The 13,656-nt window shown below is 69.6% G+C and carries 12 protein-coding genes and 1 tRNA gene; 8 read left to right on the forward strand and 5 right to left on the reverse strand.

The window, feature by feature from the left end; translation table 11 throughout:
- Window positions 1–94 precede the first annotated feature (94 nt).
- Complete coding sequence (locus AC0L5F_RS15315) at window positions 95–346, reverse strand: WhiB family transcriptional regulator (protein ID WP_423844924.1); 252 nt, start codon at window positions 344–346, stop codon at window positions 95–97.
- A 161-nt stretch (window positions 347–507) separates the two neighbouring features.
- Here AC0L5F_RS15315 and AC0L5F_RS15320 point away from each other — a divergent pair, with 161 nt between their 5' ends.
- The 3 genes from AC0L5F_RS15320 (at window position 508) to AC0L5F_RS15330 (ending at window position 3,253) form a co-directional block, all read left to right on the forward strand.
- A complete protein-coding gene (locus AC0L5F_RS15320) occupies window positions 508–906 on the forward strand; it encodes a hypothetical protein (protein WP_473314286.1) in 399 nt (132 codons plus the stop codon).
- A 189-nt stretch (window positions 907–1,095) separates the two neighbouring features.
- Window positions 1,096–2,268 carry an NAD(P)-dependent malic enzyme gene (locus tag AC0L5F_RS15325; RefSeq protein WP_473314287.1) on the forward strand — a complete coding sequence of 391 codons (1,173 nt, stop codon included), beginning with the start codon at window positions 1,096–1,098 and terminating at the stop codon, window positions 2,266–2,268.
- A 13-nt stretch (window positions 2,269–2,281) separates the two neighbouring features.
- Window positions 2,282–3,253: a zinc-binding dehydrogenase gene (locus AC0L5F_RS15330; RefSeq protein WP_473314288.1), complete on the forward strand. Its 972-nt coding sequence runs from the start codon at window positions 2,282–2,284 to the stop codon at window positions 3,251–3,253.
- 126 nt (window positions 3,254–3,379) lie between these two features.
- Here the strand turns inward: AC0L5F_RS15330 and AC0L5F_RS15335 are convergent, their stop codons facing one another.
- From AC0L5F_RS15335 to AC0L5F_RS15345, 3 genes are all read right to left on the reverse strand, one after another.
- A complete protein-coding gene (locus AC0L5F_RS15335; RefSeq protein WP_473314289.1) occupies window positions 3,380–7,162 on the reverse strand; it encodes a multifunctional oxoglutarate decarboxylase/oxoglutarate dehydrogenase thiamine pyrophosphate-binding subunit/dihydrolipoyllysine-residue succinyltransferase subunit in 3,783 nt (1,260 codons plus the stop codon).
- A 115-nt stretch (window positions 7,163–7,277) separates the two neighbouring features.
- Window positions 7,278–7,454: a hypothetical protein gene (locus AC0L5F_RS15340; RefSeq protein WP_473314290.1), complete on the reverse strand. Its 177-nt coding sequence runs from the start codon at window positions 7,452–7,454 to the stop codon at window positions 7,278–7,280.
- Between the two features lie 33 nt (window positions 7,455–7,487).
- Entirely contained in the window at window positions 7,488–8,663 is a 1,176-nt protein-coding gene (locus AC0L5F_RS15345; protein WP_473316204.1) for a N(5)-(carboxyethyl)ornithine synthase, read from the reverse strand.
- A 190-nt stretch (window positions 8,664–8,853) separates the two neighbouring features.
- Here AC0L5F_RS15345 and AC0L5F_RS15350 point away from each other — a divergent pair, with 190 nt between their 5' ends.
- From AC0L5F_RS15350 to AC0L5F_RS15365, 4 genes are read left to right on the forward strand one after another with little or no spacing between them, the layout of a single operon-like run.
- Window positions 8,854–9,672, forward strand: a complete 819-nt coding sequence (locus AC0L5F_RS15350; RefSeq protein WP_473314291.1) for an SDR family NAD(P)-dependent oxidoreductase — start codon at window positions 8,854–8,856, stop codon at window positions 9,670–9,672.
- Window positions 9,673–9,706: 34 nt separating this feature from the next.
- Window positions 9,707–10,603, forward strand: a complete 897-nt coding sequence (locus AC0L5F_RS15355; RefSeq protein ID WP_473314292.1) for an ABC transporter ATP-binding protein — start codon at window positions 9,707–9,709, stop codon at window positions 10,601–10,603.
- A complete protein-coding gene (locus AC0L5F_RS15360) occupies window positions 10,600–12,198 on the forward strand; it encodes an ABC transporter permease (protein ID WP_473314293.1) in 1,599 nt (532 codons plus the stop codon). The genes AC0L5F_RS15355 and AC0L5F_RS15360 overlap by 4 nt, the downstream gene beginning before the upstream one ends.
- Before the next feature lie 12 nt (window positions 12,199–12,210).
- A complete protein-coding gene (locus tag AC0L5F_RS15365; protein WP_473314294.1) occupies window positions 12,211–12,888 on the forward strand; it encodes a nucleotide-binding protein in 678 nt (225 codons plus the stop codon).
- Between the two features lie 35 nt (window positions 12,889–12,923).
- On the opposite strand, the gene AC0L5F_RS15370 is transcribed toward AC0L5F_RS15365, so the two are convergent.
- Window positions 12,924–12,998, reverse strand: a tRNA-Arg gene (locus AC0L5F_RS15370).
- An 80-nt stretch (window positions 12,999–13,078) separates the two neighbouring features.
- Here AC0L5F_RS15370 and AC0L5F_RS15375 point away from each other — a divergent pair.
- Window positions 13,079–13,471 carry a response regulator gene (locus AC0L5F_RS15375; RefSeq protein WP_473314295.1) on the forward strand — a complete coding sequence of 131 codons (393 nt, stop codon included), beginning with the start codon at window positions 13,079–13,081 and terminating at the stop codon, window positions 13,469–13,471.
- Window positions 13,472–13,656: the final 185 nt, after the last annotated feature.

Here is a 13,656-nt window from a genome sequence, read left to right on the forward strand (position 1 = left end):
AACCGACCCCGGAAACGCCGAACCCCGCTCTGCCTCCGGGGAGGCGTCGCGGGGTTCTCCGATACGTAGCGTTGCTTCGGGCTCGATCCGACCGTCAGGCGGTGCGGATGCGGGCCCTGGCGTTGCGGCGCTTCAGCGTGCGACGTTCGTCCTCGCTCAAGCCTCCCCAGACACCGTGGTCCTGTCCTGATTCCAAGGCCCACTGCAGGCACTGGTCTCGAACGTCACAGCGGCGGCACACCACCTTCGCCTCTTCGATCTGCAAGATGGCGGGGCCGGTGTTGCCGATGGGGAAGAAGAGTTCGGGGTCCTCATCGAGGCAGGCGGATTTGTGGCGCCAGTCCATGGGACACTCCTTCCCGTTCGGTTGCGTGCCAGTACGCGGCCTTGTGGGCCGTGCACGTGGCGGTGGGTCCATCGTCCCAGCCTTTCCATGACCGGACAAGGGCCACGGCCCACCAGTCTGCTGTCTGATGGATCACACAGCCACGCCCCTAGACTTCCCCCGTGAGCGACGACGAGCGAACGACCACGCCCATGGGAACGGCCCGCACCCTGCTGCTGGTGGCCGGATCGGTGGTGCTGGCCGAGGCGTTGGTGCTGATCGTGCTGGCGATCCTGGACCTGCTCGACATGTCGTCGGACCGGATCGGCAGCGGCATAGGCGTCGCGGTGATCCTCGCGGGCTACGCCGTTGCGCAGGTCGTGGCGATCCGATTCCTGCTGCTCGGCCACGCGGTCGCGCGCAGTCCGGTGGTCGTCACGCAGATCCTGCAGGTGCTGGTGGCCACCAATCTGCGCGATCAGCCCGGGCTGGCGGCGGCCGTCGCACTGCCCGCCGTCGTGGTGCTGGGGTGCCTGCTCGCTCCACCGGTCACCCGGTCCCTGGCCTCGGGCCGTCGCTGAGCTCCCGTGTGAGAGACTGACCGACGGGCGTGATCCGCCCCTACTGCTGCGGCCACGCGCTCATCGCGAGCCGCGCCGACGACGCTGGTCCGACGATCCGGGCCGGATCGTCGAGACCACCAGATCCCCCGTTCTTCGGACGAAGCCAGCATGGTTGCCCCTCACATCGACTCTGACCTCCCTCTCGACATGCCGGATCCATCGGATCCGGTGTTCGCCCTGCACCGCGGCGGCAAGATGCAGATCGCCGCGACGGTGCCGCTGCGCGACGCCGACGACCTCTCGATGTCCTACACGCCCGGCGTGGCGCGGGTGTGCGAGGCGATCGCGGCCGACCCCGAGGTCGCCCACGAGTACACCTGGGTCTCCAACACCGTCGCCGTCGTCACCGACGGCACGGCCGTGCTGGGGCTGGGTGACATCGGCCCGGCCGCCTCGATGCCGGTCATGGAGGGCAAGGCGGTGCTGTTCAAGCAGTTCGGCGGCGTCGACGCCATCCCGATCGCCCTCGACACCCAGGACGTCGACGAGATCGTCGAGACGGTCGTCCGCCTGGCGCCGTCGTTCGGCGGCATCAACCTCGAGGACATCTCGAGTCCGCGTTGCTTCGAGATCGAGCGGCAGCTGATCGAGCGCCTCGACATCCCGGTCTTCCACGACGACCAGCACGGCACCGCCGTGGTGACCCTCGCGGCCCTCATCAACGCGGCCCGGCTCACCGACCGTGACCTGTCCGAGCTCAGGGTCGTCATCTCCGGAGCCGGTGCCGCCGGCGTCGCGATCGCCAAGATCCTGCGCGCAGCCGGCGTCGTCAAGATCGCCGTCGTCGACCGCTCCGGAGTCATCCACCCCGGCCGCACGGACCTCGGCAGCAACGTCGTCAAGCAGTGGATCGCCGCCGACACCGGGGCATGGGCCAAGCCCGGCACCATCGAGGACGCGCTCGACGGTGCCGACGTCTTCATCGGCGTCTCCGGTGGGACGGTCCCCGAGGCCGCCGTGGCACGCATGGCGTCCGACGCGATCGTGTTCGCGATGGCCAACCCGAATCCCGAGGTGCACCCGGACGTCGCGGCCCGGCACGCGCGCGTGGTCGCGACCGGCCGGTCGGACTTCCCGAACCAGATCAACAACGTGCTGGTGTTCCCGGGCATCTTCCGCGGAGCCCTGGAGGTGCGCGCGACCGTGATCTCCGAGGGCATGAAGCTGGCCGCGGCCCACGCCATCGCCGACCTGGTCGGCGACGACCTCTCGGAGTCCTACGTCATCCCGTCGCCGTTCGACGCGCGCGTGTCGAATGCGGTGTGCAAGGCCGTCACCGACACGGCGCGCCGCGAAGGCGTCGCGCGCCGGCCCTACTGAGCCGAGCGCTGTCGTGTTCGCCGTCTACGTCGAGCGTCCGGATCGTGACGACCCCCTGGACGCGCTGGTGGTCGGCGAACGCCCCGAGCCGGAGGTGCCCGACGGCTGGGCGAAGGTGCAGGTGCGTGCGGCCTCGGTCAACCACCACGACGTCTGGAGCCTGCGCGGGGTGGGCCTGAAGGACCGCTACCTGCCGATGATCTTGGGCTGCGATGCCGCCGGGCTCGACGCCGACGGCAATGAGGTCATCGTGCACGGCGTGATCAGCAGCCCGGACTGGACCGGCGACGAGACGCTCGACCCCGAGCGCACGCTGCTGTCGGAGAAGCACCAGGGCACGTTCGCCGAGTCCGTCGTGGTGCCGGCCCGCAACGTCGTGCCCAAGCCGACCGGGCTGTCCTTCGAGGCGGCGGCGTGCCTGCCGACGGCCTGGCTGACGGCCTACCGCATGCTCTTCACCCAGGTCGACCTGGCCGAGGGCGACACGGTGCTGGTCCAGGGCGCCGGCGGCGGCATGTCGACCTCGTTGATCATGCTGGCCCGCGCCGCCGGCTACCGCGTGTGGGTGACCAGCCGGGACGCCGAGAGCCGGGAACGGGCCGTGCGCATCGGTGCGCACGAGGCGTTCGCGTCCGGTGAGCGTCTGCCCGAGCGGGTCGACGCGGTGATGGAGACCATCGGCCGCGCCACCTGGTCGCACTCGATCAAGTCGCTGCGTCCCGGCGGCACGCTGGTCACCTCGGGCGCCACCTCAGGCGACCTCGAGGTCGGCGAGCTGCGGCACATCTTCTTCCGCCAGCTGAGGATCCACGGCTCCACCATGGGCACCCGCGACGAGCTGGACGCTCTCGCCCGCTTCATGGCCGACCGGGGCGTCGAGCCGCTCGTCGAGCGGGTGCTACCGATGGAGCAGGCCGCCGACGGCATCCGTGCGGTCAAGGACGGCGAGGTCTTCGGCAAGGTCGTCCTGACCGCAGGCCGCTAGCGCCCGGAGCGTCAGGACGCGCCAGCGAAGCGTGAGCGCTCCGCGCCGGAGTCGGCGCGCCTGCGGCGCGGTGACCCTCACGCTGCGCTGGCGTTTCTGAGCGCTCGCTCGCTGCGCTCGCTCGGCTCAGGAAAACGCGAGGTCCATCAGCTGGGCCTGCTCGGTGACGTGGCGGCTGTGGGAGCCCACCGCGGTCGTCGACGACTCCGGGCGCGAGACCCGGGTGAGCGGGAGACCGCCGAACTCGCCACTGAGGTGCAGCGCGATGTGCGGCCACGGACCCTGGTTGGCGGGCTCGTCCTGGACCCAGCGGACCTCGGTGGCCTTCGTGTAGCGGGCGACCTCGGCGTTGAGCTCGTCGACCGGGCGCGGGTACAGCTGCTCCATGCGCACGATGGCCGTCCGCGACGAGCCCTCCTCGCGCTTGTCGCGCTGTGCGACCAGGTCCCAGTAGACCTTGCCCGAGCAGACCAGCACGCGCTCGACCTGGTCGGCGTCGACGGTCTCGTCGCCGATGACCGGACGGAACGACCCGCTGGTGAAGTCGTCGGGCATCGAGACGGCGGCCTTGTTGCGCAGCATCGACTTGGGGGTGGCCACGATCAGCGGACGGTGCTCGTCCTCGAAGGCCTGGCGGCGCAGCAGGTGGAAGTACGACGCCGGCGTGGACGGCTGGGCCACGGTCATGGAGTCCTCGGCGCACAGCTGCAGGAAGCGCTCGATGCGCGACGAGGAGTGGTCGGGACCCTGGCCCTCGTAGCCGTGGGGGAGGAGCAGGACGACGCCCGACTTCTGCCCCCACTTGGTCTCACCGGCCGAGATGTACTCGTCGATGACCGACTGGGCCCCGTTGACGAAGTCGCCGAACTGCGCCTCCCACAAGGTGAGCGCCTCGGGCCGCGCCACCGAGTAACCGTACTCGAAGCCGAGGGCGGCGTACTCGCTGAGCAGGGAGTCGTAGATGTAGAACGGGGCCTGGTCCTCGCTGACGTGCGCCAGCGGGGTCCACTCCTCACCGTTCTCGCGATCGATGACCGTGGCGAAGCGCGTGGTGAACGTGCCGCGTCGGCTGTCCTGCCCGGCCATCCGCACCGGGCGACCGTCGGCGAGCAGTGCGCCCATGGCGATGATCTCGCCGGTGCCCCAGTCGATCGGGCCGCTGGTGATGGACGCGGCGCGACGCTGCAGCTGCGGCAGCACCTTGGGGTGCACCGTGAACCCCTCGGGAACGGCGGTGTACGAGTCGGCGATCGCCTTGAGCATCTCGGGGGACACCGAGGTGACCAGTTCGCCGCTGTGCTCGGGCTTCTCCGGGTAGTCAGGGGTGCGCGTGTACGCCGGATCGGCGTTGGCCTCCTTGACCTCGACGAAGTTGCGCTCCAGCTGCGCCTGGTAGTCGGTCAGCGCAGCCTCGGCCTCCTCCAGCGTGATGTCGCCACGTCCGACCAGCGCCTCGGTGTAGAGCTTGCGCACCGACTTCTTGGCGTTGATCGTGTCGTACATCAGCGGCTGGGTGAAGCTGGGGTCGTCGCCCTCGTTGTGGCCGCGTCGGCGGTAGCAGACCAGGTCGATGACGATGTCCTTGTGGAACGTGCGGCGGTACTCGTACGCCAGCTGCGCCACGCGGATGCACGCCTCGGGGTCGTCGCCGTTGACGTGGAACACCGGCGCCTGGATCATGCGGGCGACGTCGGTGCAGTACGTGGACGAGCGCGACGAGGACGGCGACGTGGTGAAGCCGACCTGGTTGTTGACGATGACGTGGATGGTGCCGCCGGTGCGGTAGCCGCGCAGCTTCGACAGGTTCATCGTCTCGGCCACGACACCCTGACCGGCGAAGGCCGCGTCGCCGTGCACCAGCACGGGCAGCACGGGGAACTCCTCGCCGCGGTTGAGGCGGTCCTGCTTGGCGCGGGTGATGCCCTCGAGCACCGGGTCGACGACCTCCAGGTGCGACGGGTTGGCCGCGATCGAGACCTTGATGGTGTCGCCGTTGTCGGAGGTGAACTCACCCTCGACGCCCAGGTGGTACTTGACGTCGCCGGAGCCCTGCACGGTACGGGGATCGATGTTGCCCTCGAACTCGCGGAACACCTGGCTGGCCTTCTTGCCGGCGATGTTGACCAGCGCGTTGAGGCGGCCGCGGTGGGCCATGCCGATGCAGACCTCCTCGAGGCCGTCGGCGGCAGCCCCCTCGCAGATCTCGTCGAGCAGCGGGATGGTGGTCTCGCCGCCCTCGAGGCTGAAGCGCTTCTGGCCGACGAACTTGGTCTGCAGGAAGGTCTCGAACGCCTCGGCCTGGTTGAGCTTCTGCAGGATGCGCAACTGCTCCTCGCGCGGAGGCTTGGTGTGGGGGCGCTCGATGCGCTCCTGGAACCAGGTGCGCTCCTCGGGCTCCTGGATGTACATGTACTCCACGCCCATGGTGCGGGCGTAGGAGTCACGCAGGATGCCGAGGATCTCGCGCAGCTTCATGAACCGCTTGCCGTTGCCGAACGAGCCGGTGGCGAACTCGCGATCGAGGTCCCACAGCGTGAGGCCGTGCGACGCGGTGTCGAGGTCGGGGTGGATGCGGGGGGTGCTGTCGAGCGGGTTGGTGTCGGCCATCAGGTGGCCGCGCACGCGGAACGCGTGGATCAGCTCGAGGACGCGGGCCTGCTTGTGGACCTCGTCGTCGTGGCTGACCGCGATGTCCTGCGCCCAGCGGATCGGCTCGTAGGGAATCTTGAGGGCGCGGAAGATCTCGTCGTAGAAGCCCTCCTCGCCCAGCAGCATCTGGTGGATGCGCTTGAGGAACTCACCGGACTGCGCGCCCTGGATGACGCGGTGGTCGTAGGTGGAGGTGAGCGTCATCATCTTCGAGATCGCCATCTGCGCGATGGTGTGCTCGGACGCGCCCTGGAACTCCGGCGGGTAGTCCATCGAACCGACGCCGACGATGACGCCCTGCCCGGCCATGAGGCGCGGCACCGAGTGGTTGGTGCCGATGCCACCGGGATTGGTCAGCGAGAGCGTGGTGCCCTGGAAGTCGCTGACCTCGAGCTTGCCGTCGCGGGCCTTCTTGACCATGGTCTCGTAGGCGGACCAGAACTGCGCGAACGTCATCGTCTCGGCGGCCTTGATCGACGGCACCAGCAGCTGGCGCGACCCGTCGGGCTTCTGCAGGTCGATGGCGAGACCGAAGTTGACGTGCTCGGGCTTGAGCTGGACCGGCTTGCCCTTGTCGTTGGTCTCGTAGCCGGTGTTCATCTCCGGCATGGCGGCGGCGGCCTTGACGACGGCGTAGCCGATCAGGTGCGTGAACGAGACCTTGCCGCCGCGGGCGCGGGCGAGGTGGTTGTTGATGACGGTGCGGTTGTCGAACAGCAGCTTGACCGGGACCGACCGCACGCTGGTGGCGGTGGGGACCTCGAGGCTGGCGTCCATGTTCTGGGCGGTGCGGGCGGCAGCGCCGCGCAGCACGACCTTCTCGACCTCGCCGGGACCCTGCTTGTCGGAGCCGGAGGTGTCGGCACTGCTCTTGTCGGCACTGCTCTTGTCGGCACCGCTCTTGTCCGCACCGGTCTTGTCGGGCGCGGGCTTGGGAGCAGGCTCCTTGGCGGCCGGCTGCTTGGCAGTGGGTGCAGCCTTCTCGGGAGCAGCCTTCTTCGCAGGCTCAGCCTTGTCGGCGGGCTCGGTCTTCGCGGCGGGCTCTGTCGTGTCGGCCGCGGGCTCCGGCGACGTGCCGTTCGACGGCGAGGTGCCGTTCGAGGGCTCGGAGCCGTCGGCGGTGCCCCCCTTGGCGAAGAAGTCGGCCCAGGCGGCGTCGACCGAAGTGGGGTCGTCCGAGTACCTGTCGTACATCTCCTCGACCAGCCACTGGTTGGTTCCGAAGTCTGGGGTGGGAGTGTCCTGTGAGGTCTCGGCCACGGCCTCGATCGCCTCTTCCGTCGTGTTGCTGGTGCGCTTGCTGATCCGGTACCCACATTAGCGCGACACGCCACGGCGTGGGCGGCAGGTGCCGTGTCCGATCCGCCCTGAATTCTCAGTGAGAGATGGTGAGTCGCACGTCACGTCCGACAAAGGCCCCGAATGCGTTCGCCTCGCGCTCGATGGCGCGTCTGCGCGACCCCGTGATGACGGGCACACCGACCACCCGCACGTCGGCGGTGGTGGCCTCGATCGTTCGGGTCCACAGACCGGCGACTGGTCCGTCGCGCATCAGCAGGTCGATGCGTCTGACCGGGACAGGGCATCACGGGAGCGCCGCGTGCGGGTGATCGGTCGTGCGGCCCTGGAAGGTGAGGATGGCCGGGTTCAGGACGTGTCCGTCGCGGATCTCGGTGGCCCGCCTCAGCGTCTCGTCGGCCTGCACCGACTCGGCCCCGGACAGCACGGTGCGCAGGAACGGCGTGAGCGCCGCGCTGTTGTCCCACGTCGCCGACGACCACAGGTACGAGGGACTGTGGTCCACCGCGTAGTAGAGGACGTGGTCGCCGACCTCGAAGGTCGGGTCGTCGAAGCCGGTCGGACGAGCCCAGCTGAACCCCATGGCCTCGTCGCACGACACGTCGACGATCACGCTTCCTCGTCGGAACGCCTCGACCTCGCTGCCGGTCAGGTACGTGACGGGTGCCAGCGGATCCTGCAGGGTGCAATTCACGACGATGTCGTTCTCGGCGAGGTAGGCCGCCAGCGGCTCGCGCCCGCGCTCGGTGATGACGCTCATCGACCGGCCGTCGGGCTCGAGGTCGAACTGGCGGATGCGCACCGAGTGGATCGGCGAGCCGACGGCGGCGACCTGTCGGTTGGTGAGCACCGCCACCTCGTGCACCCCGTGCGCGTTGAGGGCGGTCACCGCACCGCGGGCGGTGGCGCCGAAGCCGATGACGACGGCCGAGAGGCGTCGCCCGTAGTCGCCGGTGATGCCGGCCAGCTGCATCGCGTGGATGACCGAGGAGTAGCCGGCGAGCTCGTTGTTCTTGTGGAAGACGTGCAGGCCGACACCCCCGTCGTGGGTCCAGTGGTTCATCGCCTCGAACGCGATGAGCGTCAGCTGGCGGTCGATCGCCACCTGGGTGAGCGCGGGATCCTGGACGCAGTGCGGCCATCCCCACAGGGTCGATCCGGTCCTCATCGCCGCCACGTCGGCCAGCTGCGGCTTCGGCAGCAGGACGACGTCGGAGTCGGACACCAGCTGGTCGCGTGACGCCATGCCGGCGACCAGGTCCACGAGCTCGTCGTCGTCGTAGCCGAACCGAGCGCCGTACCCGTGCTCGAGCGTGATGCAGGCTCGCAGATCCGGGTCGAGCGCGGCCAGGTGCGCCGGATGGATCGGCAGCCGGTGCTCGTTCTCCTTGGCCGAGGAGCCGATGACGCCGATCGTGCGAAGGGTGGTTCCGTGGGCCGGGTCGTTCCCGACGGGCTTCAGCGCTCTTCCTCGACGGACGTGCCGGACTTCGTTGACATTCCCTGACGTGGCGACGTGGCGCTCATGGGGTTCCCTTGATGTAGCGCCTGGGCAGCGCTGTGCTGCGACAGTACGCCTGTTCGTCGTCGCAGGGGTGTCGCAGCGGTTAGGCTCGGCGGCTGTCACCCAGGGTCACCCAACGAGGAGAGCCGTGAAGAGCTTCGAGGGCAAGGTCGCGATCGTCACCGGTGGCGGCGGCACCGGCATCGGCAACGCACTGGTCAACCAGCTCGCCCACGCGGGTGCCACCGTGGCGTTCTGCGACATCGCGAACCTGGAGGCGACCGAGCAGCAGCTGCAGCAGATGGGCGCCGATCACCTCGCCGCGACGGTCGACATGGCCGATCGGACCGCGATCGATGCCTTCGTGGAGCAGGTGATCGAGCGGTTCGGGCACGTCGACCTGCTGATCAACAACGCCGGCATCGCGCTGGGCGACCGCACCTTCGCCGAGCTGACGCCGGAGGACTTCCAGCGCATCACCGACGTCAACTACTGGGGTGTCATCCACACCACCCAGCGCTGCTACCCGCACCTGATCGAGCGACCCGAGGCGGCGGTGGTCAACCTCTCGAGCTCGCAGGGCATCCTCGCGGCGCCGTACCTGATCCCGTACTGCACGACCAAGTTCGCCGTGCGCGGATTCACCGACGCCCTGCGCGCCGAGCACCGCATCCGCGGCATCAAGAACCTGACGTTCCACACGGTCCACCCCGGGGCCGTGGCCACGGACATCACGCTGCACGCGGACTACCACGACAGCTCCACGCAGAAGTTCCACGAGATGCTGCAGAAGGGCACCTCGGCTGACCGTGCTGCCGAGATCATCCTCAGCGGTGTGCTCAAGAACCGCGGGCGCATCTTCATCTCCGACGGTCGGGCACAGGACGTGCTGGCCCGCCTGCTGCCGACCGGCTACACCCACGTCGTGCGCGCCGTGATGCGGCAACGAGGCATCACGCCACGTTGACTCCTCGCCGCGCGGTGGAGGCACAATCGGGACCATGTCGTCCGTGATCGAGATCAGCAGCCTGACCAAGTCGTTCGGAGACGTGCGAGCGCTGGACGGGCTGGACCTCACCGTTCGCTCCGGTGAGGTCGCCGCGTTCCTCGGGCCCAACGGAGCCGGCAAGTCCACCGCCATCCGGGTGCTGCTCGGTCTGCTGCGCGCCGACGGCGGCGAGGTCCGGCTGCTCGGTGGCGATCCGTGGCACGACGCCGTGGCCCTGCACCGCCGCCTCGCCTACGTGCCGGGTGACGTCACCTTGTGGCCCAACCTCACCGGGGGAGAGGCCATCGACGTGTTGTGCCGGCTCCGCGGGACGGTGGACGTCGCGCGCCGCGACGCGCTGGTCGAACGATTCGAGCTGGACCCCCGCAAGAAGGCGCGCACCTACTCCAAGGGCAACCGGCAGAAGGTCGCGCTCATCTCGGCGTTGGCGTCCGACGTCGAGCTGTACGTGCTGGACGAGCCGACGTCGGGCCTCGACCCGCTGATGGAGGCCGAGTTCCAGTCGGTGGTGGGCGAGCTCAAGGCGGAGGGCCGCACCGTGCTGCTGTCCAGCCACATCCTCGCCGAGGTCGAGAAGCTGTGCGACACCGTCACCATCATCCGTGCGGGCGCCACGGTGCAGGCCGGGCGGCTGTCCGAGCTGCGCCACCTGACCCGCTGCAGCGTGTCCGCGACGGTCCGCGGCGACGCGTCGGGCGTCGGGCGCATGACGGGTGTGCACGACTTCCGCGTCGACGGCGACCAGGTCGCGTTCGCCCTCGACGGCGAGCACACGGCCGAGGTGATGCGCGCGCTGGCCGACGCCGAGATCGTCGCGGTGGTGAGTAATCCGCCGTCGTTGGAGGAGCTGTTCCTGCGTCAGTACGGCGACACCGGAGCCGAGGCATGAACGGTCTGGCCGGCACCGGGACGCTGCTGCGCCTGGCCGTGCGGCGCGACCGGATCAGGCTGCCGGTCTGGATCCTGGCGATCACCGCGTTCGCGGGCTACTGCGTCGCGGCCCTCGACATCGCCTATCCGACCGAGGCCGACCTCGGGCCGATCGTGTCGTTCGTGCAGGGACCGGCCGGCACCATCATGAGCGGCCCCGGCTACGGTCTCGCCGCGCCGACGCACGCATCGGTGTTCGCCGCCGTCTACGGCTTCTACGTCCTGATCGCGGTCGCCTTCATGAACGTGCTGCTCGTGGTGCGCCACACCCGCGCCGACGAGGAGGCCGGGCGCACCGAGCTGGTGCGCGCCGGAGTCGTGGGTCGGCACGCGGCGCTCGCCGCGGCGTCGCTGCTCGCTGTGGTCGGCGACGTGGTGCTGGCCGTGCTGGTCGCGGCGGCGCTGGCCGGTTCGCTCCCCGCGTCGGGAGCGATGCTGTTCGGCGCCTCCGTGGCTGCGCTGGGTCTCGCCTTCGCCGGACTGGCCGCCGTCGTGGTGCAGGTCGTGGAGTACTCCCGCGGCGCCTCGGCCCTGGGCAGCGCGATCATCGGGTTGGCCGTGGTGGTGCGCGGGGTCGGTGACGTGCTCGGCGAGCACGGGAGCGCCCTGTCGTGGTTCTCCCCGTTCGCGTGGGCCCAGCAGACGCGGGTCTTCGTCGACGGCCGACTGTGGCCGCTGCTTCCCTGCCTGGTGCTGGCCATGGTGGGTGTCGTCGCCGGAGCTCTGCTGCAGCAGCGGCGCGACGTCGGCGCCGGGTTGCTCGCGGCCCGGCTCGGTCGACCGACCGCGTCGCCGCGCCTGTCGTCGCCATGGTCCCTGGCGCTGCGGCTCGAGCGGTCCGTCGTCATCGGCTGGACCGTGGGCGTCGGGCTCGTGGGTCTGCTCTACGGGTCGCTGGCCGAGACGGTGCAGACGTCGTTCTCGAGCCTGCCCAACGACCTGCTCGTCGTGCTCGGGGGCGATCGGGCCCAGCTGCTCGACGGGTTCGTGTCGGTCATGGTGTTCTTCGACGCGACCTTGGCCGCCTGCTGCGGCGTCGTCGTGGTGCACCGCCTGACCAGTGAGGAGGGCTCGTCACGCGCCGAGGTCGTGCTGGCGACCGCGGCCAGCCGGTGGCGCTGGATGGGCGCCGGTCTGACGTCGGCGATGATCGCGGTGACGTCGGTGCTGGTGGCGTCCGGGCTGGGCATGGGGCTCGCGACCGCCGCCGTGCTCGGCGACGCTGGTCGGGTCCCGCAGGTGCTGCTGGCCCACCTCACGTACCTGCCGGCGGTCGCCGTGGTGGTGGCTCTGGCCGGGCTGGGATTCGCACGTCGGCCACGCTGGGTCAACCTGGCGTGGGTGGTGGTGGGGTTCTGCATCTTCGTCGGGTACTTCGGCCCGCTGGTGCACGTGCCGCAGGCCGTCACCGACCTCTCGCCGTTCGCCCACGTGGCCCGGATGCCGCTGGAGTCGTTCACGGGTGGACCGCTGCTGGTGCTCGCCGTGATCGCCGTGTTGGTCGCCGCGGGTGGGCTGGCCGTCTTCCGGCGGCGCGACCTCACCACGGGCTGACACCATCGACGCATGGATCGACGGACGAGCGTCATTGCCGAGGTGGCCGGTGCTCTGTGCGCGATCGAGTCCGACCACCCCTGGAGGGTGGGTGTCGACGGAGTGTGTGGCGTCGGCAAGACCACCTTCGCCGCGGACCTCGCGACGGCGATCGCCGCTGGCGGCCGCCCAGTCGTCGTGATCGACTCGGACGGATTCCATCACGTGCAAACCCGACGCAGACGCAACTCCACCGATCCCGCGCGGGGGTACTACGACGACGCCTACGACCTGGACGCGGTGGGGAGAAGGGTGCTCCGGCCGTTGGGCCCCGGCGGCTCCCTGGAGTACGCGGTGCGCGTGCACGACCTCGCCACCGACGAGGTCATCGAGGACGAGGTCAAGACGGCGCCGTCGAACGCGGTGGTCCTGTTCGCCGCCACGTTCATCCAGCGTGACGACCTGCGTGGTCTGTGGGACGACGTCGTCTTCCTCGACGCCGTCGAGGATGCGCCGCTGGCCCGAGGTGTGGCCCGGGACGCCGAGGCGCTCGGAGGCGACGATGCCGCTCGTGCGGCGTACGAGCAGCGCTACATGGCGGCCTGTCGCCTGTACCTCGCGGAGCAGGATCCGAAGCGTCGGGCCTCCATCGTCATCGCGCACGACGACCCGCAGCACCCCTCGATCGAACGCATGCGCGCCCGGGCATGAGAGCGCCGGTGCCGCCCGGTCTGACGCCGCAGTGGTGGTGCCCCCGGCAGGATTCGAACCTGCGCCCCCGCCTCCGGAGGGCGGTGCTCTATCCCCTGAGCTACGGGGGCCCGAACGGTGCGAACCTGTCGCTATACCAATCTGGCCATCTGTCGTGTGAGCCTATCGCACGACCGCTACCGTCAGGCTCATGCCCAGAGTGCTGGTGGTCGACGACACGGAGTCCATCCGCCTGCTGATCAGGACGAATCTGGAGCTGGCCGGCTTCACCGTCGACGAGGCCGTGGACGGTGCCGACTGCATCGAGCAGCTCGCGTCGGCCGACGCGCTTCCCGACGCGATCACGATCGACGTGATGATGCCGCGCATGGACGGCATCTCGACGGTCGCGGCGCTGCGGGCCGAGCCGCGCACGGCCAACATCGCCATCGTCATGGTGACGACCCAGAACCACCCCGCGGACATCCAGAGAGCCACCGACGCCGGGATCGACCACTTCCTGGTCAAGCCCTTCGACCCGGACGAGCTCGTCGTCGAGCTGCACCGCGCGATCACCGCCCGGTCCGGTCGCGCCACATCGTGACTCTGGGCTCTTGAGCGGGCCCTCCGCCGGACGTACGCTTTCCTCACACGGAGAGGAGGTGGTCCCAAGAATGAACAGCTCTTGGACAAGTGAGGTGGCTGTCCGCTAGTCGGACGTCCGTTCCCGGACTGGCTGGCGAATTCCAGCAGCCACCCGACCCACAGGGATGCCGAGTGTCCGCTCGG

The organism is Aeromicrobium sp. 10G20-16 (assembly GCF_055809665.1).